This window comes from Secundilactobacillus collinoides DSM 20515 = JCM 1123 (assembly GCF_001435975.1).
Lineage (GTDB): Bacteria > Bacillota > Bacilli > Lactobacillales > Lactobacillaceae > Secundilactobacillus > Secundilactobacillus collinoides.
Genome location: NZ_AYYR01000010.1, coordinates 1 through 26459 on the forward strand (window position 1 = coordinate 1; position 26459 = coordinate 26459).

Sequence of the window (26459 nt, forward strand, 5' to 3'; positions counted from 1 at the left end):
TACTAGTTTTTTGATAGAGAAATAATTATACCACTCAATGTTCAAACAGGGTACACTCTATATGGATAAAAAGTCTTTTAAATAAAATTAACGACAAACTAATCCTTATGTTTTCCTAGAGGAAGTCTCATCTCTTAAATTATTTTTACAATCTCTCCCTCTAACTTAAAAAGGAAAGCTAGCATACATCATGCTAGCTTTCCTTTTTAACTGCTTATTTATTAATGAACACAGGATCACCATTCACTATATTATTAACATTTTCAGTTCAGCTTTTCTTGAATATTAAATATAGTTTCTGCATAATATGAACCGTATGGTAATTCACCAGTTAAAATATATCTGCTTCCTCGTTTTTCTAAATGAACTATAATATCCATTCCTGAATTTTTTTCGAAGGCAAATTACACGAATTATACTGACACTGATTTTGTTTCTATATAGATACCAAATCCGCTGACAAATACGGCATCGATTATATCATTATGAGTTCTCAAGTTAACCATAATTCTTGATGGTCTATTGAGATTATATCCTTGTTCAAAAATATAGTTCGATTTCTTTTCAATATACTTGGTAGATTGTAAAATTAATCCGAACGCTGTTCAGACAAAAAAAGTAAAAAAAACCAGAGTAATCTCTTACAATGGTAGTAGCTAATTCCAACCAATATAAGGAATGATTACTTTGGGTATCTCTACTTTATCACGTTTTCAACGTGGCACACTAGGACAACTGGTCAGTGAAGGGCATAAAACTCATCAAGAAATGGTTGACGCCTTAGGTGTCGCCAAATCTACCATTAGCTATGAGTTAGCCCGGGTTAAACCCTATGATCCCGAATTAGCGCAACGAGACGCAGATCGCAAAAGACGGGCTTGCGGTCGCCATTCAATTTTAACAGCTTCATTGACGATTTTAATTACCAACCACTTACGACTAATCTGGTCACCCGAAGCTATTGCGACTGCTTTTAACTTGGGGACTGCTTCAATTTATAATTGGCTTAATCATGGCTGGTTATCCTTCAAATTGGCTGATCTATCCAATCAAAATGTCCGACAGCGCCGAGCTAACTAGCATCGTGGCACATTTAAAAGTGATACTTTCATTGAACAACGACCAAAACTGTCAATCAGCGATTAGCTTTTGGTCATTGGAAAGTCGATACGGTACTTTCTAGCCGAGGTCAGTTACGAGCATGTTTGACCAATTTTGTAGAACGTAAAACCTGGCTTCTATGGGCTATCAAAGCCCCTAATCGCACCACCAAGACCTTAAATGATACCTTTGGAAAGTTTATGGGGACCTTCGGTCCCCAAGTGAAATCTATAACCGTTGATCATGGTAAGGAGTTTGCCAATTATCAATCCATAGAACAAGACTATCGGATTAAAGTTTATTTTTGTCACCCCATATTCACCATGGGAACGGGGTTCCAATGAATATTTCAATCGACGGTTACGTTGGTTTTTTTCCGAAAAAGACTAACTTTGACCAGGTAACGACTGATGAAATCCTGGCAGCACTTGAACTCATTAATCAACGACCATTAAAAAATCCATCATCACCAGACTGCCATTGAAAGTTTCCGGGTTTGTTCGGATTAAACTTGTAATTTGCCTTAAGAAAACAAGCTAATACTAAAATAGTTAATGGGTAACTTAAAACATTGAATAAAAATAAGGTCATAATACCATTAATTTTTAGCAGTAAAACACTTAGCCCTGGACTAATAACATTGATACATGCAGTTCCAAAAGAAAATAGAGCAACATTATGTTGCAATTGGTCATTAGCACTATGTCTCCTAATCGTTAAAGGCATGGCTGGAATTTGAAAAGCTCTGAAAATCCCACTAATAAATAAAGTTAGGTAGAGCAAAGCTAATTTGTACTGCAAGTTTTGAATCAAGAGCCCTGTTATCAACCATAGAAAAGTATTTCCTGAATTAGTCACTAGCAAAACTTGTTCAGGGGGAAAAATTCTTTCAAATTTATCAACTAATTTTGAACAAAATAGCGCTGGTAAATACAATGCAACAATACCTAAAGAAATATTCAAAGTCTGTTGTGTTTTTTCATATATCCAAATTCCAATACCAAAGGATAAAGTTGTGTTTCCTAAAAAAGATAGCGTCTGCGTAAGGCAAAGCCTATTTATAAAAGTTTGATATCGCACGATAAGTCTCCTAAATTGATTTTTGGCTTATTAAATGCGAATAACTAACAAGATACCATACCAATTATTCACATTTGGTATGGCCATTTACCGCCATTGCTAATAAAACTGCCATTAAGGTTCCTCCATTCTATTTAAAAGGTCTTACAGTCTTATTTTTACCTTAAAGTACTTTATATTACCTATCGATTTTTCAAGGAGAAAGATCTTACTGTTAATTCGGTAATATTTGGATATCTCTAATAATCTTTTGAAATTTCTCAGTTATGCCGACTGGTGATTCAGGATTAGGTACGCTTAGCCAATCTTGAATAATCTCAGTAATACCACCAAGCATAAACTGCATCAGTAACCTTATTTCATTATCATTGGTCACCTGATGCCATGAAAAACTCAATGACAGGTAGGTACTAACTAACTCACTTTGTACTTGTTCGAATACTAAGTTAAATAAGTGTTGATCAATAAGTGTTTTCACTATTTTGCGACGCTGATACCAGAATTCAAATAATCCCTGGATAATTTTAAAAAAGTCAGGCTGTTCTATTTGTTTAATAGTTGCTATATATTGGTTAAAGGAGTCTAAGCCGTAATCAGCTAGTACCGCTTCTTTAGAATGAAAAGCTCGATAAAAGGTTCTTTTAGAAACTTGAGCTTCCCGACTAATCTCACTAATTGTTATTTGATTAAAATTCTTGGTATTCAAAAGCATCAGCAAGCTCTGAATCATTTTTTGTTTATTGATTTCCGTGACATTCCGGGCATTAGTATTCATTAGTTGTCATCCATCCTCTAATAATTGCAATTAATTAATGAAATAGCTATAATATTCTATGGTCACCAATGTGACCATAGAATATTATAGTCTAATTCATTAGGAGATGCTAGTTTGGAAAATGATCCCTTAAATTTTGAACAAAAACACTTAGATTCGGTCATAAAAAGAATTAGTCATATTGTTCAGAGATTACATGATAAGTACAAGGATGATCAGAACAAAGTAGAAACATCTGAAAATATAAATAATAAAATTCAATCGTTGAAAGATATAGCATCTAAGCCATATTTTGTCCGTTTAGATTTTTTAGAAGATGGGGAAAAGAAGCCAGAAACTATTTATATTGGCAAACAAACGGTGATTGATAAGAATGATTTTCTCGTATACGACTGGCGCGCTCCAATTTCTTCTATTTATTACAGTGGAGACTTGGGCGAAACTTACTATAAAACGCCAATTGGCAAGCAGAAAGTAGATGTTAAGTTAAAGCGCCAGTTTGAGATTAACGATCAAAAAATAATTAATATGTATGATGCAGGTGATACAATTGGAGATCAATTATTGTTAGCCACATTATCGCAAAGCTCATCACACAAAATGAACAATATTGTTGCTACTATTCAAAGCGAGCAAAATAAAGTTATTCGTAATGATACAGATGCGGTTTTATCTGTTCAGGGTATTGCGGGCTCAGGAAAGACCGCTGTTTTATTACAACGGGTTGCCTGGTTACTCTATCAATATCGTTCAACTGTCAATTCAAAACAAATTCTGATTTTGTCACCTAATGAACTCTTTAGTAACTATATTAACAATGTCTTACCAGATCTAGGTGAGCCGAATGCACTGCAATTGACTTTTAATAAATTGTTTAAGATGAGTGCATGGGTTAGAGATTACCACATTGAAGATCTAGCAGAACAGGTAACTAGCCCCAATAGTAATGTTTTTTTAAGAAGCAGCAAATGTTTTGATCTTTTAGAACGGTATTGTAGCTTATTGAATGGACAAGACTGCTGTTTTAAGAGTATCAAAGATGGTACAAAGTCAATTGTTACAGGTAACCAGTTAAAGAGGATTTTTTATTCTTTTAATGAAAACTACAAGTTGTTTAATCGCTTTGCGGCTACACAGGAACAAGCTCAAAAAAGATTGAAACGATATTTGAACAAAATAAAACGTCAAAAATGGGTTGAAGAAGAGATTAGTGCTATTCCTCCACAAACCCTAGGTTTCGTAGAACGCCAACAGAATTTTTCATCAATTAATGCTGAACAGGAATATTGGAGACAGCATATTGTTGAAAAAAAATATCATGAACAAATTAAACAGATTAATTCTGGGGCATTTGTAGATATAGTTGCCATCGCCATCAGTTTTTTGAAAAGTTTATTGAAATCAAAACAGATAATTGATGATAAAAATTTACCTAAGGAAATTGACTTAGCCGTTAAAAAATTAAATTGCAAAATAATTGATCCCAACTTAAGCGCTATTCTACTATATATTCAACAACAAATTAGTCATGAAATTGCTGATAAAAACATTAAGTTCGTTTTAATTGATGAAATTCAAGATTATACACCCGTTCAGATTGGAACCATCAAAACTATCTATCCCAAGGCTAAGTTTACATTTCTTGGCGATGCTAACCAAAATATCTTTGAAAATAACTATAATATTTTTGATGATATCAGCTACATTTTTAAAGAAAATCAGGTTAAAATGACAATTTTGAATCGTTCCTATCGTTCAAGTGCTCCAATCACTGCCTTTACAAGTAAGCTGTTGCCCCAAAATAAATTTAATAATAATATTCAGGCCATTAATCGTAACGGACTGAAGCCACAGTTAATTACTGTCAAACACTCCCAAAATATGATAGATGCACTTATTAAAATTGTTAGGCAAAATATAGATATGCAAACTGCGATTATTTGTAAGTCATTGGCAGAAAGTCAATCTTTGTTTAAAAAACTGCAGGAACAGGTTGATCAGGTAACATTAATTGACTCTGAATCTCAAGAAACGGGTGACAAATTAATAGTTATTCCAGCCTATTTAGCAAAGGGCTTAGAATTTGATGCCGTTATTGCATGGAATACTTCTAAAAATAATTTTCCGGGCGAAAAGCAACGATTATTATTGTATACAATCTGTTCACGAGCCATGCATCGCCTATTCTTGTTGACAAAATCAGATGTGTCTCCATTAATTGCAGCTGTTCCGCATGATTTACTCGATAGAAAATAATTATGATTGTGAGGTATCCTATGTGTCAACTAGCTACAGATAAACTAAATTGTATCTTCTCCTTAAGAAATATTGTATTAAACATCGGTGAATTATCTGACGCTACCAGTGTTTCCCAAACTCGTATTCGATACTGGACAAGCAAAAATTATCTAAAAAGCACTCACCCCAATCATAGTAACCAAAAATATCCTTTAATGAGTGTTTTTAAAGTTCGTTTGATTTCTTATTATCTTAAATTGGGATATACGTTGCGCTTTTCAACTATAAAAGCTGATGAACAAATAAAAGCTAATGAATTGGGAAATATATTCAAATAGGTGAAGTTGGGAGCTATAAGGTTACTTTTCATTCAGCAAAAGATATTTAACGAGGCTAAAGATAAAATAGTGACTGTAAAAATCTATAAAGCGTCCCCCTTGAGTTGGATTTATTCCAACTCAAGGGGGACGCTTTATATCAATACACCCTTAACTTCTTTTCTGATAAGTTCCAGTATATCAGAAATTTAAAATTACTAGCTATATGGGATCATATTAGGAAATTATATGCTGACAACCAGGACGAATGCTTCTTAGTAGCCCGTTACGCTTATATATGATATTTTTAATTAAGAAAGCGGTACCAAAGAAAGGAGAACCTTATGACATATACATTGCCAGAACTTCCCTATGCTTATGATTCTTTAGAACCTTATATTGATAAAGAAACAATGAAGAGACACCACGATAAACATCATCAAACTTATATCAATAAATTGAACGCAGGATTAAAGGACAACGAGCAATTAGCAAGCATGCCAATTGAACAGCTGTTACAGAATTTAAGTGATTTACCTGAAAACGTTCAAACCATCGTCCGTAACAATGGTGGGGGACATTATAACCATTCTATTTTTTGGAAGATGCTTACGCCAAACTTTGATTCTCAACCTTCAGAAGTATTACTTGCGTCAATTAACGAAGCTTTTGGTTCTTATGATCAATTTAAACAAGCATTTACTGACGCGGCGCTTTCTATATTTGGATCAGGATGGACTTGGTTAGTTAAGGGCAACGATGATTTACTTAATATTGTGACCACTAAAAATCAAGACTCTCCGCAAGCAAATCAGCAACTTCCCTTATTGGGATTAGATGTTTGGGAACATGCTTATTATCTTAAATATCAAAATCGTCGTCCAGAATATGTCGATGCTTTTTGGCACATTGTTAATTGGGACGAGGTCAGTAAACGAATGTCTGATTGATAAACCATTAACTGCAATGGTAAAATCTAAGACTCAGAACTAGTCTCAACATTTTATTTATATAGAAAGCAATCAATTAAGGCTCTGGGGAACCTCACAAAAACAATAATAAAGGGCAGAGTGACTAAGTTTTAAATAGTTGCTCCGTCTCTTTTTAATGCCAGATTGCGAATCTCTTGTAGGAAGAGAAGACCATAAACGATTAAGTTGGAAAACGCCTTATGAAGTGTTTTATCAGCAGGTGTTGCACTTAATTTGGCAATTCGCCAGTAATAAAAATTCCCTCGTATGTCTATTACGAAGGAATCGAAAGAAGGTGGCCCTTTAAGGCCAATTAAATTATAACACTTTCCTATAAGTAAAAAAATTATTAGGCACTCCTTAATAAAAAATTGTGCATTACCACTAATACACCAGTGCTACAATCCAGAGTACCACCCAAGCAATCGCACATATTGCCCCAATAAATCCCCAGTTGGCAAAGATGGATACCAGGAATATCCAGAAGCAAGCCTTACGTACAGTTTTCAAGTCGGAGTATGACAGTTGGGACTTACCAGCTTCTTTCCTTCTATCTAACCTCTGTACCCGGGTATCATGATGGTACCAACGGCTAATCGCCACAATTTTAAAAATATCATTGATATACAAAAGGACGTGAGTGCTACCAAGACTAAAGTAGAGGATATTGAGGAAAAGCTTAATCAGGTGGACTCCCTTGATGAGAAGGCTGAAAAAAGCTTAGCTAAGTCCGTGGAAAATGGTCATCGGATTAACCGGTTAACCAGCATTCAAAACTGGCTGATTGGCATTCTAATATCCGGGATTGGGGTCCCCATTCTTATATATATTATCGAGAAATTTATCTAAATAAGTTCAAATTTGCGACAAGTGTGTTAAAATGAAGACAGAAAAGGAGCAGTGCTCGATACACCACTCCTTGTACATGGCCGCTTTAAGAACGGTGGTTTAATTAAACAAAACGACTCTAGTCGTCTCGTAACTCGCCAAAGTTATAACGGGGCGGCTTTTTTATTTGTCCTTTTTGTTGGACAAGACAGCCACTAACATGCCGAAAGCAATCATTAGTGACAACGCCTGGAAGACGCTCATTGGCTGTGAAACCTCTCTTAAGATTTTTCCATATTTCCATGGACCTCACCTCACGGGAAAAAGACAGCCACCGCCCATAAAACTTCCATGAATTAATTTTACCACAGCGATTGGATAAAATCTAAAATCATATGCACTTTTCTCTGCTATTGCCAATTGCTTATTCGAATGCTATGATAAGAATATTCTTTCCCAGGAATACATCCTAAAAGCCATCTAAGAAGATACCCTCATAATACCTTCTTGGATGACTTTTTTGTATACCAATTTTCACTTTACATATCCCAAAAATTAAGTGCAATAACGCTAGCATTTCCCCAACTGAAAAATTACCATCTAAATAACAGAACAAAGGATAATGTAACTAGCAAAAAGATTACGAAAGAAACTAGTGCTCCTAACAAAATGCTAAAGACAAAATTGATGTTTTTTTGTGCCAATTTAACTGATAAATAATTTGCGAACATAAAAAAATCCAATCCAATTAGGCTCCCCCCCAAGACGCACGGCCTACCACAATAAAAGCAATGGATACTAACAATACAATTATCATAACGTATGGAATCTTTTTCATTGTTGATAAGCTATATTGATTAGCCAAGGCTACCGTCCAACGCGAGTTAGATTGCATTTAGATCAATCCCCCTTAGCTGTAAATATTCTTCCAGCTTTAAAATGAGATACATTGGCATCAATATTCTTATCGCCGAGCGACAGACAAGGCTTCTCTGAACCACACATTTGCTATTTTTAAGCTAGACCAATTTCTACTTTACATAATCAGCATATTAACACCCGTTGACAAAGAGCCGATAAATGCCATTTTAAAGGAAACTGGTCTTTTGGATTTCCAACTTCGCTTACTGTAAATCAACACTTTTGTGTCAAAATCCTGATTGATCCAGTGTATATAATTCAAGTTTTTCATGCAGATTAAAAACCAAAAGGGAGCTGGTTCTAGACACCATGCTGTAAAAATATGGAGCAGAGTTCAATTAACGAAAAATTATTAAAACACCAACTAATTAGAATAGAAACGGTGGTTTCACAATTACGGTGTTTATTGATACCTAGTTAATATTAACTCCACCCCATCTCCATTGTATTATCTGGCAATATGATCTTTCCTTCATCTAAATCCCTGAAGGACTGGTCTAGAATAATGAAAGATTTTTTTAATTGTGGTTCTGTAATGACCAACGGTGGTTGGAACCGGAGAATGTTCGTTTTCAAACTGATTATGATAACCCCCAGTTCGAAGGCACGGTAAATAATTTTTTTTGTAGCATCAGCATCTGCTTCACCCGTCTCTTGGTTAACGATGTCAATACCACCGTTTAATCCATACATTCGAATATCACCAATGAATGGAAATTTTTTTCGTTCGTCAAGGAAAAATTTTTCAGCAACTTTTCCTAGTTTGGCGCTACGTTCAATCAAATGTTCATCTTCGATAACGTCAATTGTTGCCATTGCAGCTGCCGTTGTAATTGGGTTACCAGCAGTTGTAAACAAATGCCCTGGTGAATTTAATGAATCCATGATGTTCTTACGACCAATCACAGCACTTAGAGGCATTCCTGATGCCAATGATTTACCAACTGACATTAGATCAGGATCTAAGCCAAAATTGTCAATTGACCACCATTTACCAGTTCTACCCATTCCCTGGTTAACCTCATCAACTGCAAATAAAATTCCGTTGTCGTGAGCAAATTTGTAAATTTTTTCCATAAATTTTTGTGGTGTCTTAACTATTCCACTATCTCCTTGAATCGGTTCAATAAGAATGGCAGCTGTTTCTTCAGCAGGTAAATACGTTTCAAATGGCAATTTGAAGTCTGAAAATATTCTGTCAACAAACTCATCATCAGTTTCATTTTTAAGTTTTCTTTTAGTGTCAGGAAACGGTACTTTAACTACACTAGGAAGCATTGGTCCTATCTTTCTACTCATATTTAGACTGACTGATGAGAGTGTTTGTGATCCATATGTGGATCCGTGATAAGCTCCGGTGAAGCTCACAATGTTTGGGCGACCAGTATAAGCTCGGGAGAACTTAATAATTGCATCGTTAGCATCTGACCCTGAATTCCCCCAAGACAATGCTTTGGGACCGCTTATTGGTGCTAAAGCTGCCAACCTTGGAGCTAAATTGGCTTCATTTTCGGTTGCAAAATAAGCAGATGTATACTGTATCAAACTGGCTGCTTGGTCCTGAATAGCCTTTACGATATGAGGGTGGGCGTGACCCGTGTTAGTAGACGATGCACTAGCAAGCAAGTCAATGTAATCATTGCCATCAACATCAGTGACTACGGCCCCACTACCTGAGCGAATCACGATATTGTAGTATTTCACCCGAGAAGCTTGAGAAAAGAATTGTGATTCTTTTTTTAATAAGCGTTCGTTATCATTCATCAGTGAATCCTCCTATTTCTTATTCAAGTAAGAGTGATGCATACCGTATGATAAGTAAACAAAAAGTCCAATGATAAACCACACTAATGCATACAACTTGGCATCAATATCTAAACCACAGAAAACAAGTAGAGCGCCAAGAAATGCTAAAGCAGGCATTACTGGATACAAGGGCATCTTAAAAGAAGGTTCTGGAATATCCTTGCCTTCTCGGGGACGTAATTTATAGATTCCGAGAGAAACAAACATGAACGCAATCAGTGTACCAGCCGAAATCAGTTGTGAAAGAAAGGCAAATGGGAATACTGATCCAACTAGAACAGCAACAATTGTTAAAAAGACAAGTGCATGATTTGGTAAATTATTCTTAGTTAATTGCCCCAACCACTTTGGTAGCATACCGTCCCGACCAAAGGAGTAAATTAATCGTGAACCTGCCAACATCATTCCAATGAGCGCAGTAAACATTCCAATTACAGCAATTCCCTGGACGATCGTCGCAATAATTTGGTGACCTGATTGGCGCAAAGCCCAACCAACTGGTTCAGCATTATTAGCATATTCAGAATACTTGAACATTCCAACAAGAACGAGGGAAACCCCTATAAACAATGCAACTGCGATAACCAATGATCCTAAGATACCACGTGGCATAGTATGTTGTGGATCCTTTGCTTCAGCGGAGTTAGCAGCAACAGAGTCAAAACCAATGTAGGAAAGAAAGATCATTGAAACCCCTGCATAGATACCTTGCCAGCCACCAAATTGATTACCACTCGGACTTACATGATGAACTGGTATAAAAGGAATATAGTTTGAGACGTGAATAGCAGTTGCACCAATCACGATGAATGTCAGTACAGCAATCACTTTTAAGGTAACCAAAAAATTCTGTATGCGAGCAGCCGTTGAAACTCCACGGAATAGCAAAAGGCCGACAAGAACTATTACAATCACCGCAGTGATATCTATCACTCCACCGTTAGTTCCAAATGGATTAGCCAATGCCTTAGGATAGTTAATTCCCAAAGGTTGAATCAGTCCTCTGAAGTTAGCAGACAGTCCAGATCCAACAAAGGCTACCGCAATAAAGTATTCAGCAAGGAGTGCCCAGCCGGCAATCCAGCCGAATCCTTCGCCAAATACAACGTTTATCCATGAATATGCTGAACCAGCAAAAGGCATTGCTGCAGACATTTCAGCATATGCAAAGGCAACCAAACCAGCAACTACAGCAGCCACTAGGAAAGAAATGGCAACGGCTGGGCCAGCATGTTGGGCCGCAACAACTCCTGGTAATGTGAAAATTGAAGTGGACACAATGGTTCCAACACCCAGAGCAAGGATATCCTTAACGCCTAACACACGTGACATGTGAGAATCCTTGTCCTGATAGACGTTTGGATTCTCCTTACGTACAAAGTTACTAAAAAAACTCATTTAATCCCTCCTGATAACAGCCTGATTAGACGTGTACTAGAACACCAAAGATTATATATTGATGAGTAAACAATAACAAAATAATTAAATTTAAGCAACGTTCAACTTTTTGGTGAATTTGTAGCTTGTAAAATTAATCCGAACGTTGTTCGGATAAAAAAGATCAGCTTCCCTTAAAATGTGTTTTTGGTAAATACCATTTTAAGGGAAGCTGGTCTTTTTGGGCTCTTTGTCAACGGGTGTTGATAGGGAGGGTTATGTGGAACTTCGTTCACTTGCGAAAGAGGTTCCTTTTCTTTACTCTGATTTTAAATTCAATTTGAATACGAAAAACATAGTTTTTCCAATTCCGGTATCCGTATGCTATCCCCTTAATCTGTTTAATCTTTTGATTGACACCTTCAATGGGACCGTTGGAAAGTGTACTACTGGTCATATTTTGGATGAGCTTTCTGTTTTTAATAAACGTTAGTCGTAAAGAGGTGCGGACCAACGTTCTCAACCTCATCAAGCGTCGCAGTAAAAGCTGCATAGTCTCGGTTGCGAAAAGCTTCGACGAGTTTATTAGCGGTAAAGTAAGTATTTTCAAACTCATGACTGAGATTTAAACCAGACCAGATAAGTTGTTCTTGAGCCGGTCTGTTTCGTAAATGTGAAAACTATTATAGTTGGCTTTTATCAAGAGCTTCATAGTTAATAAGGTACAAGCGCCAATACGGTTTTAGCACCCGGTATTCGGGGGTATCTGGGTGATACTTTTTCATTAACTGGACACGAGTTTGCCTCAAGGCTCGTAAGGTCATTTGAACCAAATGAAAGTTGTCGATGATTAACTTGGCGTTAGAAAACAGATAACGAATAATAGTTTGGTATTGTGCATTGATATCCATTACAACTTGGGTAACCTGTTCACGATTTTTCAGTGAATAATGGTTTAGGAAAAATCGTTTAATTTCATTAGTCTGTCGGCCAGGTAAAATGGTGATAATATCATGTTTTTTCCCATCAATTGTAATAAAACTCATTTGATTAGAAGTTGAACGAAATTCATCGATGTATAAGGTTTTCGGAAGACCGTCATACGCTGGCATGGTCTGCTTACCGAGCGCTAAAATGCGACGACTAACGAAGTTAGTCGAAACATTATACTTATCCGCAATACTTCTCATCGTTCGATCTTCAATTAAAGCCTTGTCGATAGCATGGCGCGTATTTTCAGAGATTTGATGTTGTCTTCTAACGACTGGTGTTTGGACGATACTTGTTTTACCACACGCCTTGCAGCGAAAACGTTGTTTGTTAAGAATCAAAATAACGGTGCGCTCACTAACGTTTGGCAGTCTAACATACGCTGTTTTATGACCATTACAAACGACCTGTCGTTGAGCACAATACGGACAAACATTAAGCTTGTAGGAAAGAGTTCCATAAACTCTAAGCGCATCGCGCTTAGTATCACTAACATGCAAATGAACTATGTTTTCATCTTTAATTTGAAGTAAAAGTCTAGTAGACTGATCTTGGGACATACTGTTCACTCGCTTTCAATTGGTTTTCGTCGACTTGATTGTAGCATAGGGCAGTATGCCTTTTTTTGTTTCACAAAAAAAGGCGCCGATCGATTTTATCCATCAACACCGAATATCATAGATCCTAAAGAGGCTGTGACATAAGTCTCCACAAATAAGACGGTCCAGTGAGAATCTTCGGATTCTCACTGGACCGTCTTTTGATATAATGGAAAATAAAAAAGGCATCGGTCACACCCGATACCCACAGATTATCCCCGAAAGGACATCTAAATATGCAAGATTATTATAACATGAATCAAACCACTTTGAGTATCGCTTTAGACTATCTTCCTGAAGAAAACCATCCGGCAAGATACATCAATCAATTCGTGGAAAGCTTGAAACTGACCTATACATACCAATTTGGCCGGCCCCGGGAATACGATCTAGGAGCTCTACTAAAATTGGTTCTTTTGGCATACAGTTATGGTATTTTTAGCAGTCGTCAGATTGAAAGATTCGCGCGTGAAAATAAACCAGCCGGATGGCTGGTCAGCAACCAAGTTCTTTCGTATCGAACCATTTGTCGTTTTAGAATTTCCGATGAACTTGCGAAATTGACCGAAGCAGGGTTAACGCAACTGACCACTTTTCTTCGTCAAAATAAGCTGATTGATGACGCCTCATTCATTGATGGTACTAAGATTCTAGCCGATGCGAACAAGTATAGCTTCGTTTGGAAAAAGAATACGATTCGGTTCGATGAAATGAACCGTGAAAAGCTGGTTGAACTGTTAGGCGAGCTACATGAAGCAAGAATCATCGGTGAAGTTCCGGCTGGGTCGAACTTAACACCAGAGCTTTTGGATATGATGATCAGTAAGGTTGAGGACCATTTAGTGGTTTTAGAGCAGAAAGTGGCGGAGACCGAAAAGGTCTCGCCAAATTCAGCAAAACAAAAACGTCGCACGTTCCGAGCAAAGAAACGGAAACTAGTTGAACGACGGGATAAGATGCGGGAGCATCAGGACCAACAGTCAATCTATGGTCAACGAAACAGCTATTCCAAGACCGATCATGACGCCACCTTTATGCGGGTCAAGGAAGATCCGATGCAAAATGGTCAATTGAAACCAGCGTACAATCTTCAGATTGCCACAAGCGGTCAGTTCATCACGGGTTACCAACTCTTTCAAAACCCAACAGATACACGCACACTACAGCCATTCATCAAACATTTACAGCAACACAGAACGTTAGGCACTACTATCGTGGCAGATGCTGGGTACGGCTCAGAAAGTAACTACCGTTTTCTAGAAGACAGCTTGCCTGAACATACGGCCCTAATACCTTATGGGACAATGATCAAAGAGAATAGTCGGAAGTGGAAAAGCGATGACCGTAAGGTCATGAACTGGGACTACTATGAAGCCGATGATTACTATGTTGATAGTAAAGGCGTACGGTTCAACTTTAAGGCGTATCGGGAAAGGACTGATAAGTATGGGTTTATACGTGATTTTAAAGAGTACGTCGCTGAAAAACTAGATGAGAATCAGAATGTGATTTCCGAAGCCCTCACGCCAAAAGGAAGCCTACGAAGAATCCAAGTTAACAGCGCTTGGGAATACTTTAAAGCCAAGCAACGCGACCTTCTATCAACCTCCCAAACGGCGGCCATCTACGTCCAACGAAAAATAGACGTGGAGCCAATTTTTGGGAAAATGAAGGCCTCTTTAAGGTTCCATCGATTCTCGGTTCGCGGCCTAGACAGGGTCCGTAAGGAAGCCGGGATCGTGATTATGGCCTTGAATATCCGGAAACTGGTTACACTGGTAGCCAAATCCAAGAGCAAAAGAATAGTTATGTCACAGCCTCTATTTATTTTAACACACCAAAAAATAACTTCTTTTATTCATCATCAATACTGAACAATAGTTTGTACAAAGAGATTATTTCTTCTAATTCTTTGCGTGATACATGATCGACAATCTCTTTGTCCGTGATGTGCCTTGCCCGCAAATCTAAAGCTATTGTTTGATCTAACAATACTTTCCCATAAACTGATTGACTACTAGTCAATCGATGATACATCGGGAAACTACGCTCGGTACTGCTAATTGGGGCTACAATCGTCATATTACTTGTCTGACAGACTAAATCATTACTTAGAGCAATGGCCGGCCGCCTATTCATCTGTTCATGACCACGACTTGGATTAAAGTTAACATAAAATATATCACCTTGGCTTACCACTGAAGTTCATTACCTTCTGACTTTCCCCAATCAAGTTCGTGATCCCGTTTTCCGTCATCTTGCCAGTCCTTGAATAGTTCGTGAATATTGGTTGGTTTCTTTTTTATTGGTGTTAAAACAATTGATCCATTGTCAATGCTTATTGTCATATCTTGGTTATCATCTAATTTCAGTTGTTTAATAATTTGGCTAGGAATTCTAGCAGCTTTTGAGTTTCCCCACTTTGCCAAGCGTGTTTGTTCTTTAATAAGTTCCATATTTTTCCCTCCTAAATTATTATCCAAAGCCAAGTATATCCCATGTAGATACAAAATGCAACTAGTATTACTTGAGGTCATTTACATGCAACAAGTGGTCTTACCAATTAAAAATTAAAATGTTCTTAGAGAGGTTCAAGATACATTACTCAATAATTTTAAAAAAGTATAGTGGTAGATTGTAAAATTGATCCGAACAAAGTTCGAACCAAAGAAGACCAGCTTACCTTAAAATGGTATTTACCACAAAACCATTCTTAAGGAGCTGATCTTTTGTCTAGTATAACCTATTTGGAGCGAGTAAAATTGAAACTTTTTGTTGTCTAAGTCTATCACAGGTGGTCATAGCCCATTACTTAAACCGGTAACCAGCAACAATTTCATAAGAATTAGCACGCTGTCAGCTCTATAAGTCTAATTTAGCAAAAAAATCGGATTAAACTTGCAATCTGCCAATCATCATTTTCCCTAGACTGCGTATAAATTACTAATTAAGCTTAATTGTATATGAACGACAAACTGGTTTTTATTAGTCCTGACTATCTCTTTCAATATTTGTTTCGAGAAGTTTTCGGAAATTATGCTTGATTAGCACTGATAAAAACTTAATATAGTGCACTAACACGTAGATGACTACAATAACTGCAATAATTTGTTCCACCTCAGCTATATTAATAAGGTATGATTTTATTTTCAGATGATTCAATAAAACTGTTAACCCAGTTGCTGATATAACAAGTGGAAAAGTGAAGGCGGCAAAGCTAGGATAAAACTTTAAAATGGAGTGCTCTGATAGGATATAAATCCTAGCCATCGTTAAAATCGTGATAAAATACAAAAATTGAGCGAAAACACCCAATAGTATTGCAAAAATATTGTTGATTTGAGAAAAACTATTTAAGTATCCAGTTAAACACAGAGAAGCAGGTGCAGCTATGATAGTTAATAGTGGTAGAGCCCCCTCTAATATAACGTGATGTCGAAATAGTCTCAATGCCACAATTGGAAAAACAATAATATATAAGCCCAGTGCAATAAAGAAAAAGAATTGACCAACTGGAATAATAAAGAGTTTGGCACTAACCGGAATTACCCCTATACCTACAAACATCACAAACCAGCTAGGATAGACATCTTTTAAATCAAATTTGTTATTGATCAGGTTGACATAACAAAAAGTAACCATAATTGCAATATGACATACAATCGCCAAAATCCATAAGATAAGTCCAAAATGTGGGAAGCCCCACCTACTCCAATACATTGAAATAAGCATTAATGACATCGTAAATGTTGGTAAAGTTCCTGATGATAAAGGGTTTAATACCTCTTTGTATGCACTTGGAAAGGCTAAAATGAGCTTTGTTAATACAATGAACATTAAAGCCATTCCCATAACACCCAAAATATTGCCCAAAAATGAAAAATTCAGCATAATTAATAGATTTCCTAATGCCTCCATACCAAGAATCAATCCACACATTGCCATCGGAATCTTATTCAATACTCGCAATTTATTGCCTCCTAATAGTTAAAAGCTACGAGATTAGTATAAATTTGTTTTCAAAATAAATAAAATTGATTATTTTTATTGATATAATAAAAATAATTTATAACAAACTGGAGGTCTATCCTTTGAACCCTTACCTTAATACCTTTATCTATGTATATGAAACAAGAAGTTTTTCACTAGCTGCTCAGGAGTTGTTTGTTACTCAGCCAGCCGTATCGATTAAAATTCAGCAACTTGAGAGACAAGTAGGACAACCCCTTTTTGTTCGAACCAATCATCGAACAATTACCCCTACTAGTGCTGGAAATTTGTTATATGAAAAATCTTTAGAAATTAGGAAGATCTGGAATGAAACACAGGATAAATTAAATCATATTGCCAATCCACAGCGGCATCTGTTACGTATTGGATTCTCTCAAACAACCTCCCAAATTTTTGCTTCCAGATTCATAGACCAGATTCAAACAGTGCTACCACTCATTGATTGGCAAGTTATCGTTGGAAATTCCAACTATATTGCAGAGCAACTATCTCATAAGTGTTTAGATATCGGCCTCATTGAGAAGCCAATTTCAATAAATCCAATTGTAATAAAGAGGAAGAAAATAGGGATTGACCAATTGGTGCGTATTGGGGAAAAAACAGGAACTTGGCTTCAGCGTGAGTCTGGCTCAGGTGTTGGGCATTATACAACACAATTTTTCCAAGAATATGCTGTTATTCCCAAAAAGGTAATCCAAGTTAACAGAAATGGATTAATTATGAAACTAGTTAATCAAGGAGTTGGTGAAACAATTATGTCCCAAAGAGTTATTCCCAGAGAGCTAGCCTACTCACCATTAAGTGCACATTTTCAGCGAAATCTTTACAGTTTAATAACTAGTGATTTGGAGGTTAATATTGCAAACACAGTTAATCACCTGTTATTCAAAATTAACGCTAGTTGGCATAACGCATAATTTGTAAAATCCATTTCAGTGATATGATAATCCTGGAGGTTCATTGAATAAAATAGTCAATTAAAATTTTAGTTATTTTCCTGGATTCAAGTTCGATAATAGCTTTATTCGCCATCAAACAAGTTATTAGTTTAATAAATAAAGTTGTCTATAACCCTTTTGACAAGCGTTTAAAAAACATTATGATATTTCGTAGTATTGACAGGACTCTTTTGTAGTTTATAATACTACGTATATAGTTATTGAAACTACATGGAGAAGAAATGAAAAAAATTGGACTATTAGTCGATTCTGCATCAGATATTCCTACAGAAATTAAAAATAAAGTTAATGTTGAAGTTGTTCCCGTGGTTGTAACGGTAAATGATAAAGAGTACCTAGATCGTGAGACTATTCAACCTCAGGAAGTTTATCAATTAATTGAAGAAGGTCATATTCCTAAGACTGCTAGTGCAACTCTGGGAATGGTATCAAAATGTATCGAAAATTTGAAACAGCGAGGCTATAAAAAAATCATTGCAATTACAATCTCTAGCGGCTTATCAGTTACAAATAAGGCGTTTAAAATAGCTGCTGAAGATGTTAGTGACATGATGATAACAGTTATTGATTCCAAAAGTATCGGCATTGGTAGTGGATTGCTTGCAGCATACGCTGAAGAGCTAATTAATGATAATTATGAATACCAAGAAATCACTAAGCGAGTTCAAGAGTCCGTGCTAAAAAGTAAAATCTATTTTTATATTTCAACATTAAAATATCTTAGAATTGGCAAAGTAGCTGGGATTGTGGGGTCAGTTTTAAATATTAAACCAGTCATATCGTGCGACTCAGATGGCATATATTACCCAGTAGCAAAAACTCGTTCCGAAAAAAAAGCAATTTCAAAGTTATTAAAGCTGGCTGGCGAAGCTGCTTCAACAAGCAAAAATTTTAGGATTGCCATCGCTCAGGGCAATGACAAGGCAGTTTCAAATCATGTACTAGCCGAACTTAGAAATAGCTTTCCAAAACATGCCATTTATACTGGTGATGTTTCCCCGGCATTATGTGTACACACAGGCCCAGAACTAATTGGAATCGCAGTTCAGATTGATTAACATTTTTTCGTTAGGAGGATGGCTCAGTTGACCTTCACTAAAAATGAATTTCCAAGATTACCGTTATGGAGTGAATTACCAAGTTTTAGTTTGCATTTAGATCAATTACTAGACATCACCAATTCTTTTGTTGGCGAATTGTCAAATTAAGTGCAACGCCTGCTGATAGAATACTCCATAAGGCGTTTTCCAGCTTAAGCATTTACGGGGCCGAGTATTAATTTTTTGTGCAAATGTGGCAATGGCTTTATTTGAGAATTGGCTTAAACCTTGTCCCTTCGGCATGTATTCACGTAATAAGCCATTAATATTTTCATTAGAGCCTCGCTGCCAAGGCACATGCGCATCTGGAAAATAGAATAGGACCGGCCGGTCCTTAGTAATTTCAGCATGTTTGGCAAACTCCGAACCACGGTCAGGGGTCATGGTCTTAAATATCTTATTAGGTAATGTATCCATCAGCTGCCCCATAGCTTGATTAACTGATAATGCTCGCTTATGATCAGACTTTTTAGTTAATAAGTAGCGTGTTTTACGATCAACCATGGTTACTAAGCAAGGACCGTCTGATTTTCCAACGACTGTATCAACTTCCCAATGTCCAACCTCAGCTCGCTGCTGGGCTTCCAGAGGCCGTTCGTGAATTGTATGCGGAATTGGAATTTGACCACGATGTTCACCATACGTTTGGGTATAACGTGACTTACCGCGGTGGCGCAATTTTCATAAACTAAGCGATTAGAAATTTCCTCTGGCGACCATTGAAGGTCAAGAAAAAGGTGACCAACTAGTGCCTTGGCTTTAGCGTTAGCCAAGGCGCTAGTTCCGACCACAACGAGTTTTGTTTTGATGATAACGTTTTTGGGCGATAGAAGGTCGATAGCCGACTGTTGTTGTGTGTCGACGCAATTCACGTGAAATCGTGCTCGGGGCCCGTTTAATAAGTTGAGCAATCCGGCGGATTGAAAAGCTCAGTTCATGATAAAAAAATATTAGTTCACGCTCATTTATGGTAAGATGATGATAGGAACTCATGATAGGTTGCCTCCTAGAATAATGTTGGTCTCGCAACTGCATTATACTGAAGAACTTATCATGAGTTCTTTAGTGTTTCACTTAAATTGTAAATTTGCCACTAAAAAAACTAGATGTCAAACGGCCGTTTCAAGAAAGGTCAGCAAATACTGTGCTAAGAAAAGACGGAGGACTAATATGTTGTAGATTCTCCGTCTTTTTAAATACCTCATTGCGAGTCTTTTGCAGATAACATGGACGTTTGACGCCAATTAATAGTAGTAAATTTTCTAATTCGTAGATTCCTAAAATTTAATTAATCGGAATAATGTAATTGCGTATCAATCATTTATTGCATAACTAGGCCACCATCTACACATATACATTGGCCAGTTACATTATTAGCTAAGTTTGACGCTAGAAACGTTGCGGTTCCAGCAATATCTGTTGGAATTGTTAGCCTACCAGTTGGGGTCATTCTAATGATTTTTTCACGGACATCATTTTGGGTGTCTGTACTAGAATCAGTTGGGTAGGTTAGTCCCGGCGCAATAGCATTTACTTGAACGCCTAAATGACCAACTTCTGCGGCCAATGATCGCGTGTAGCCAATTAGGGCTGCCTTAGCAGTTACGTAATCGTGATAAGGAATTAATGGAAATTTAACCAAATTGCTCGAAATATTAATGATACGGCCCCAATTTTGTAAAGTCATCAACGGCAAAGCCTCGTGGCATATATTAAACGTCCCCTTCACACTACCATCCAACTGGTCTTGATAATTTGACCAACCAATCAATTCGGCCGTCTTTCTGGTTTTAGGGTTGAACGAATAATGTTTAAGTGCATTATTTACTACAATATCTAATCCATTAAACTCATCTTTAATAGTTGCCATCATACTATGCACATTTTCTAAATCACATACATCAGCTTGAATCGCGACTGCTTGTCCGCCTGCGCACCTTATTTTTTCAACTAGATCATTGGCTGCAACAGTGTTTATCAAATAGTTAATAATAACGAATGCACCTTCAGCAGCAAATTTTTCAGCAGTTGCTGCACCGATTCCCCGACTACTACCAGTAATTAATGCAACTTTATTTTGTAATAACAAAAGATAACCTCTCCTTATTCCACATCTGGATCATATTTTTCAGACATTTGCTCTGCATTAGGCTCGACATCGATAAAGTGCAGTAAATCTAGTAAATTAAAATGACCGTCATGATGCCATCCGGGTTTGGCCCTAGTTATTTCCCCTAGTGCACTAACTCGATTTATACCAATTTCTCCCAATTGATTAGCCAATGTGAATAAACGTGTTGGGCTGACAGCCATGGCACAACTTTGCAAATAAGCTTGATAAGGTTTTAAATATTGATTAACATCTTCAAGATGATCAATTTGAAAAACGTGAACAAATCGATTCAATGGTGAACTGGAAAAGCCGGGGGAAGCATGATAAACCACAGTCCAGTCGGTATTTTGTGTACTAGTAAAAACTTGTACGCTCACGCCATTAATGTTTTCTAATTGGTACTTAGTTCGTTCACGATTAATTGCCGATGACTGCTCTATTGTTAATGATGCTCGTTTTCGCTTAGTTTGATAATTTGCAAGTTCTGCTGCAATCATCTTTGCCACCATAATAGGTGTAATAACCCCGTGGTTTTCAACAAAGATCGCCTGTGTTGATAAACAGCTTTGTTGATCATAAATAGCAACATCTTCCACTGCTTGTTTAATAGTTTGTGTATAGAGATCTGCCGTAAGAGCTTCCTTACCAATCATCGAAAAACTGATTTTATATCCGTAATGCAGAAATATTTTACTCATAGGGACCAATGGTCGGATACTCTGCACCGTTTTATTGGAACCATAAACAATGGTTGCCTCGGTATTTTCAGTTGCTATTCGCTCTAAAGATACTGTTCCACCATGCCACGGTATGATCGCCATACAATTAGCCAATTGCGGATCAATTTCAGCGATTGTTTGTGTAAATAAAACGGGAAATAATGGCTCAGAAAAGGATGTTTTTCCTAAGCTGGCTGACTTAACTAGGGTTGTCATAATCAAAGACCAAATTTGTAGTCCTGGAATATTCCCAGAAAAAACTTGAAAGGTTGCTTCTGGGCCAAATGCTTTTACCATACTGCCACTTCTCTGAGGATGAAAATCATCTAATATTTCAGATTGTGGTAATTCATTTTCAATAAATCGAAATAATTCTTTTTTCCTAAATAATCGTATGAAGCGTTTAATTTCTAATTTAATAGTTTCAGCATCGTAGTCTGTAATAACTGGTAATAATTTTAATGCAAGTTGTCTTTGCGGATATGAAGGATCTGTCCACCGGGTAATTGCTTGGTCGATAATTGTGATAACGTTAGAAATGGGGAGTTGGGATAGATATTCAAGTCTATTTTGTTTAATTTCTAAAATTATATTTTTAATATCAGAAGTTTTAAGGATCGGATACCGCAACTGATATGTTTCATTATCTAAATGATAGACTTTCTTGTCAAAGTCTTTAAATCGAATATTGGCGGGTACGTTAAATATATCAAACACTTTGGTTGTGGGATTTTTATGATGTGCTTTATTAATTATGATATGCCTCCATTACTGATTAACACTTAACAACTGATCAATTGCTATTGAACACCCTTTCGATTCTGCTCCACCAATGCGGCCTAATAATTCAAAGCTTTCGCCATGCTTTATGCCTAAATCTTCCGTTAAAATTGCTAAACAGGAATGCCAATTAGCTAGATCATAGTAAGCAACGATTCCCTTTTGACCATCTGGTACTGGTTGAAGTGTATTGGGGTTTAATATTCGCACGCGCACCCAAGCTGGAAATTTTTTGTAATAAGAAATTTGTTGTCGATGATAAACATCATATAAAGTTTCGTCGTAACATTGTGACGATATTTCTGTCATGCCATACATATTTATATATTGATTTCTATCAATATTGAATGCATTCTTGATTGATTGAAATAACTTCTGTTCAGTAATCGTGCGAGACAGTCCTTTAAAACCACCCGTATCAAATAGGCGACTACCTGCTGGTAAATTAAATTGTAATTCATGCTTTTTTAAAAAATCTAACAAATGGACATAAGAGAAACTGGCTCCTAGTAACATGACAGGGCGCTGTTCTTTTTCCGCCTGTTTTAAGCTCTTAATCACTTTATAAAATTCAATACCAGTTTTATTAACAAAAGTTTGACTGTTAGTATCACCAAAAAATTGAATGGCTTTACTAACATATCGAGACAAAGACGAGTTTGGATTAATCGTTTCATCTGGGAACAGTCCCAAAATTGTTATTTCATCACGATCGGGTAGAACATACTGCTTAAATGGAAATTTCATTGAAGCGTCCCAAATGTCAAAGTTCGGATGGTAATTATGGCTTCGATGATTTGGATCAGTTGTTCCACTAGATAAGAAAACTGCCTCTCCATCATAAATTTTTGTGGTTGCTAACGTCAGTTGCTTGTATCCTTGAATTGGCATTAAGGGTATATCTTGCCATTTTTTAATTACTAGCGGTGTTTTACGTTGACTTTGAGCATACCTTTTAAAGGGTAAGTTATTATGAAATTGATAATCAAATAAATCAAGTGCAACACGGTTAAATAGTTTGTCTTGTTTTTTTATATCACCCGAAAAGCTTACTTTATGATCCAAAATATATTTCAAAATCTCTTGTTGCATTATCTGTGTTTCTTTAACCATTAAACTGCGCTCCTCTCTTAAAAAGACCAGGAATAACAATCAAACAGCTGTGCAAGGTAACAGCTGTTATCGCACCAATCAAAATCGTATTTGAAAGCATTGGTCGTATAGCCATTGGAAATCCATCAGCGTAATTAGGAACCGAAATGGCCAAAACAATTGATAAGCCAATAATAAAATTATTAGTATTATTACCAGAAGCTTTCTTTAAGATTGCCAATCCAGATGTTACTAACGTTGCAGCAGCTGGTAAGAACATACCACCAATAACAGGTGCTGGAGTCATTGAAAGAAAAGTACCAAGCTTTGGTACAAATCCAAGTATGAATAATAACCCACCGGCAACAATAATAGGTTTCCTTGAGTGTACGCCTGTTAATTTCATGACACCGATGTTTTGAGCAAAGGCAGTTGTTGGGAAACCACCAATAAATGCTGATAAAATTGATCCAGACGCCTCGCCCATAATTCCATTGCGAATTCTTTTCTCATCTAACTTAGTATTCGTTACAGATGACGATGCCTCATAAACACCTAGTGCCTCAATAACAGCACTACAATAGGCAATAAAGAAGGTTAAAAATACTGGTAAATTAAACTCAAAGCCACCATATGGCATCAGGTGGGGTAAACCAAATAATGGTTTATTACCAATCGGTGATAGGTCAACCATGCCTAATATAATTGCTAAAGCATCACCAATAGCTAGGGCAATTAAGAAGGAAAATGTCTTCCATACCCCTTTCCCAAAAAGAGACATAAAAAGTACCAAGATAGCTGTTATGCTGGCAACTAATAATGTATTCGGAGAAGCAAAACCCTTTTCACCAGGATTTCCCCCAAAAAATTCTGATAGTGTAAATTCGGATAATGAAATACCAACAAGAAAAATAATGGTTCCTGTGATCGCTGGAGTAAGGCTTTTGATCATTTTGGTTAATCCACCTGTAATGGATAATAAGAGGACTATTAACGCACTGATTAAAATAGAAAAACTTGCTGTTGGCAGCATACCTGTTTTCCCCGAACTAATCATTAAGGCATCAAAAGATGCTGAAGGCCCTTGGATAATGGGTAACCTAACTAACTTAGTTGCTTGAATAATGGTTACCAATCCTGAAACAATAAAAATGGCATTAACTAAATTGGACGACCATGATAATGATAGTCCTGCAGCAGATGCAACAAAAATTGGGTCTAACCAGACATTAGCAACAAATATATGCTGAATTCCGACTAATAAAGTTTGGCTCCAACTAGACACTTTTCCAACTTTTTCTTGACTCATAAAAACACTCCTTGGATAATTTTTATTAAGTTAACTGTAAAATTACCCTAAAAAAGGAGGTTGAATTGTAAGAATTCAACCTCCTTTTAGAGAACACAAAAATATCCTCGATAGGCTGCAATTCCTACACTGGTACTAACCAGATCAGGTCCAAAGGGTTAAGCGTTAAAAAACACTAATCTCAGCTCAAGGCTCCCCCTGCAGTTAATTTAATTACTTAAATTATAGTATCTTATTAGCTTTTAATCAATGCTAGTTAATCTGAAGAAAGATTTGCCAACTCACTTTTTAGGCTAATTAAACGCAAAATAAGTATCCTAAAGATTAATTGCATCAGTATCACTAAACTGAAAGTCCAACTAGTGCTATGAAATCTGCTTGGCTCAAATAATTCCCAGATCTCACCCGCCTGGACATGCTGGGTGGATACATCTGTTCATCCAAAATGACGAACGTGTGCTCAGACAACGCTTATTTAACGGCTATACCAACCGATTTTTAATATTGATCACTGTCTGCACCGCTACACCGGTTTCAGCCGCAATCGCTCGATAGCTAATTGGGGCACCGGTTGCTTTATTGCTTAACTGGTCAACGATACGACGGTAGATAAACCGTTTTTGTGGGTTAGGTGCATCTGCGGCGTAAGCGGGCCGCGTCCCCCGATACTTCCCATTGGCTTTGGCAATTTCAATTCCTTGACGCTGGCGCTCACGAATTTTCTTCCGTTCCGTTTGGGCCATATAAGCTAGCAGCTTGGTTAACAGGTCAAACATAAATTTATCCATATCTGAATCGCCAGTGCGCATAGACAGAAATGGCGCATCTAAGACTTCCATTTTAACTTGTTTGTCCCTGATCTGCTTGATGATATCACTAGCATCATCATAGTTACGACTCAAACGATCCAAGGACGCAATGACCAGCGTATCGCCCTGCCGAACATACGCAATTGCTGCCTGCAATTCTGGTCGATTCTCAGTTGATTTTCCCGATTGCTTTTCTTCGAATATTTTTTCACACTTAGCTTTTTTAAGTGATTTGATTTGACGCGCTAAATTCTGATCAGTTGAACTAACTCGGGCATACCCAATTTTCATCACTACTTCTCCTCTCGGAATTTCACCCTACACTATCGGTAACAGATTAGACACTCAAATTGGACATTTTTAACAGATTCAGGAATCGCTGACGGTGCCCGATAGAATCTCAGTTTTTTCCTATATTCTTAGTATAACGTTTGTTGTCCATTTAGGGTACACTTCATAAAAGTCCAGACTTTATCAAAAAGAGCCTAACAGTGGCAATAATTACTCGCTTCATAGTCACTAATATCTAATTTGGTGCCAAATTAAGGACCCCATAAAGATAAT

21 protein-coding genes, 3 pseudogenes and 1 riboswitch are annotated in these 26459 nt (G+C 36.9%); of the genes and pseudogenes, 8 read left to right on the forward strand and 16 right to left on the reverse strand.

The annotated features are described in order from the left end of the window. Positions 1 to 687 precede the first annotated feature (687 nt). Positions 688 to 1610 (forward strand): annotated as a pseudogene (locus tag FC82_RS17080) (IS30 family transposase). A 31-nt stretch (positions 1611 to 1641) separates the two neighbouring features. Here FC82_RS17080 and FC82_RS16405 read toward each other — a convergent pair. Together FC82_RS16405 and FC82_RS02355 are read right to left on the reverse strand one after the other, a co-directional pair. After that, a pseudogene (locus FC82_RS16405) lies at positions 1642 to 2181 on the reverse strand (MFS transporter); the annotation flags it as partial. Positions 2182 to 2395: 214 nt separating this feature from the next. Beyond that, a complete protein-coding gene (locus FC82_RS02355; RefSeq protein ID WP_056996102.1) occupies positions 2396 to 2956 on the reverse strand; it encodes a TetR/AcrR family transcriptional regulator in 561 nt (186 codons plus the stop codon). 114 nt (positions 2957 to 3070) lie between these two features. On the opposite strand from FC82_RS02355, the gene helD reads away from it, so the two are divergent. The 4 genes from helD (at position 3071) to FC82_RS02370 (ending at position 7331) form a co-directional block, all read left to right on the forward strand. Next, the gene (gene helD, locus FC82_RS02360) at positions 3071 to 5212 is read left to right on the forward strand and encodes an RNA polymerase recycling motor HelD (protein ID WP_056996103.1); all 2142 of its coding nucleotides are present in this window, start codon (positions 3071 to 3073) and stop codon (positions 5210 to 5212) included. A gap of 20 nt (positions 5213 to 5232) precedes the next feature. Next, positions 5233 to 5532, forward strand: coding sequence for a MerR family transcriptional regulator (locus FC82_RS17445; RefSeq protein WP_162260917.1), 300 nt, complete (start codon positions 5233 to 5235; stop codon positions 5530 to 5532). A 323-nt stretch (positions 5533 to 5855) separates the two neighbouring features. Then, the gene (locus FC82_RS02365) at positions 5856 to 6461 is read left to right on the forward strand and encodes a superoxide dismutase (RefSeq protein ID WP_056996104.1); all 606 of its coding nucleotides are present in this window, start codon (positions 5856 to 5858) and stop codon (positions 6459 to 6461) included. Positions 6462 to 7061: 600 nt separating this feature from the next. Beyond that, positions 7062 to 7331: a hemolysin XhlA family protein gene (locus tag FC82_RS02370; protein ID WP_054762291.1), complete on the forward strand. Its 270-nt coding sequence runs from the start codon at positions 7062 to 7064 to the stop codon at positions 7329 to 7331. Between the two features lie 162 nt (positions 7332 to 7493). On the opposite strand, the gene FC82_RS17450 is transcribed toward FC82_RS02370, so the two are convergent. The 5 genes from FC82_RS17450 to FC82_RS02385 form a co-directional block, all read right to left on the reverse strand. Then, positions 7494 to 7574: a putative holin-like toxin gene (locus FC82_RS17450; protein WP_134787809.1), complete on the reverse strand. Its 81-nt coding sequence runs from the start codon at positions 7572 to 7574 to the stop codon at positions 7494 to 7496. 1080 nt (positions 7575 to 8654) lie between these two features. Then, the gene (locus FC82_RS02375) at positions 8655 to 9995 is read right to left on the reverse strand and encodes an aspartate aminotransferase family protein (protein WP_056996105.1); all 1341 of its coding nucleotides are present in this window, start codon (positions 9993 to 9995) and stop codon (positions 8655 to 8657) included. A 12-nt stretch (positions 9996 to 10007) separates the two neighbouring features. Beyond that, on the reverse strand, positions 10008 to 11435 hold the full coding sequence (locus FC82_RS02380) for an APC family permease (RefSeq protein ID WP_056996106.1): 1428 nt from the start codon (positions 11433 to 11435) through the stop codon (positions 10008 to 10010). Between the two features lie 271 nt (positions 11436 to 11706). After that, entirely contained in the window at positions 11707 to 12030 is a 324-nt protein-coding gene (locus FC82_RS17455; protein WP_420806425.1) for a transposase, read from the reverse strand. A 67-nt stretch (positions 12031 to 12097) separates the two neighbouring features. Further along, positions 12098 to 12964 carry an ISL3 family transposase gene (locus tag FC82_RS02385; protein ID WP_420806426.1) on the reverse strand — a complete coding sequence of 289 codons (867 nt, stop codon included), beginning with the start codon at positions 12962 to 12964 and terminating at the stop codon, positions 12098 to 12100. A 275-nt stretch (positions 12965 to 13239) separates the two neighbouring features. On the opposite strand from FC82_RS02385, the gene FC82_RS02390 reads away from it, so the two are divergent. Continuing rightward, positions 13240 to 14877 carry an IS1182 family transposase gene (locus FC82_RS02390; RefSeq protein ID WP_056996107.1) on the forward strand — a complete coding sequence of 546 codons (1638 nt, stop codon included), beginning with the start codon at positions 13240 to 13242 and terminating at the stop codon, positions 14875 to 14877. On the opposite strand, the gene FC82_RS02395 is transcribed toward FC82_RS02390, so the two are convergent. The 3 genes from FC82_RS02395 to FC82_RS02405 all read right to left on the reverse strand — a co-directional run bounded on the left by FC82_RS02395 (position 14858) and on the right by FC82_RS02405 (position 16972). After that, positions 14858 to 15202 carry a type II toxin-antitoxin system PemK/MazF family toxin gene (locus FC82_RS02395; RefSeq protein WP_054762288.1) on the reverse strand — a complete coding sequence of 115 codons (345 nt, stop codon included), beginning with the start codon at positions 15200 to 15202 and terminating at the stop codon, positions 14858 to 14860. The two genes, FC82_RS02390 and FC82_RS02395, sit on opposite strands and share 20 nt — an antisense overlap. After that, positions 15196 to 15459 (reverse strand): AbrB/MazE/SpoVT family DNA-binding domain-containing protein, encoded by a 264-nt coding sequence (locus tag FC82_RS02400; RefSeq protein WP_054762286.1) that lies wholly within the window; start codon positions 15457 to 15459, stop codon positions 15196 to 15198. The genes FC82_RS02395 and FC82_RS02400 overlap by 7 nt, the downstream gene beginning before the upstream one ends. A gap of 529 nt (positions 15460 to 15988) precedes the next feature. After that, positions 15989 to 16972: a TDT family transporter gene (locus FC82_RS02405; RefSeq protein WP_054762283.1), complete on the reverse strand. Its 984-nt coding sequence runs from the start codon at positions 16970 to 16972 to the stop codon at positions 15989 to 15991. A gap of 65 nt (positions 16973 to 17037) precedes the next feature. Between FC82_RS02405 and FC82_RS02410 the strand changes: the two genes are divergently transcribed. Both FC82_RS02410 and FC82_RS02415 read left to right on the forward strand, forming a co-directional pair. After that, positions 17038 to 17931 (forward strand): LysR family transcriptional regulator, encoded by an 894-nt coding sequence (locus FC82_RS02410; RefSeq protein WP_082620141.1) that lies wholly within the window; start codon positions 17038 to 17040, stop codon positions 17929 to 17931. 263 nt (positions 17932 to 18194) lie between these two features. Then, the gene (locus FC82_RS02415; protein ID WP_056996108.1) at positions 18195 to 19031 is read left to right on the forward strand and encodes a DegV family protein; all 837 of its coding nucleotides are present in this window, start codon (positions 18195 to 18197) and stop codon (positions 19029 to 19031) included. Positions 19032 to 19172: 141 nt separating this feature from the next. On the opposite strand, the pseudogene FC82_RS17460 reads toward FC82_RS02415, so the two are convergent. The 6 genes and pseudogenes from FC82_RS17460 to FC82_RS02445 form a co-directional block, all read right to left on the reverse strand. Beyond that, a pseudogene (locus FC82_RS17460) lies at positions 19173 to 20066 on the reverse strand (IS30 family transposase). A 328-nt stretch (positions 20067 to 20394) separates the two neighbouring features. Further along, the gene (locus FC82_RS02425) at positions 20395 to 21162 is read right to left on the reverse strand and encodes an SDR family oxidoreductase (RefSeq protein ID WP_054762273.1); all 768 of its coding nucleotides are present in this window, start codon (positions 21160 to 21162) and stop codon (positions 20395 to 20397) included. Positions 21163 to 21176: 14 nt separating this feature from the next. Then, positions 21177 to 22622, reverse strand: coding sequence for an acyl-CoA reductase (locus FC82_RS02430; RefSeq protein ID WP_156405119.1), 1446 nt, complete (start codon positions 22620 to 22622; stop codon positions 21177 to 21179). Between the two features lie 51 nt (positions 22623 to 22673). Beyond that, entirely contained in the window at positions 22674 to 23798 is a 1125-nt protein-coding gene (locus FC82_RS02435; RefSeq protein ID WP_056996111.1) for a LuxE/PaaK family acyltransferase, read from the reverse strand. Then, the gene (locus tag FC82_RS02440) at positions 23791 to 25086 is read right to left on the reverse strand and encodes a solute carrier family 23 protein (protein ID WP_056996112.1); all 1296 of its coding nucleotides are present in this window, start codon (positions 25084 to 25086) and stop codon (positions 23791 to 23793) included. Before FC82_RS02440 ends, FC82_RS02435 begins: the two co-directional genes overlap by 8 nt. Positions 25087 to 25189: 103 nt before the next feature. Then, positions 25190 to 25295, reverse strand: a riboswitch (TPP riboswitch). Between the two features lie 273 nt (positions 25296 to 25568). Then, positions 25569 to 26186, reverse strand: coding sequence for a recombinase family protein (locus FC82_RS02445; protein WP_056996113.1), 618 nt, complete (start codon positions 26184 to 26186; stop codon positions 25569 to 25571). Positions 26187 to 26459 lie beyond the last annotated feature (273 nt).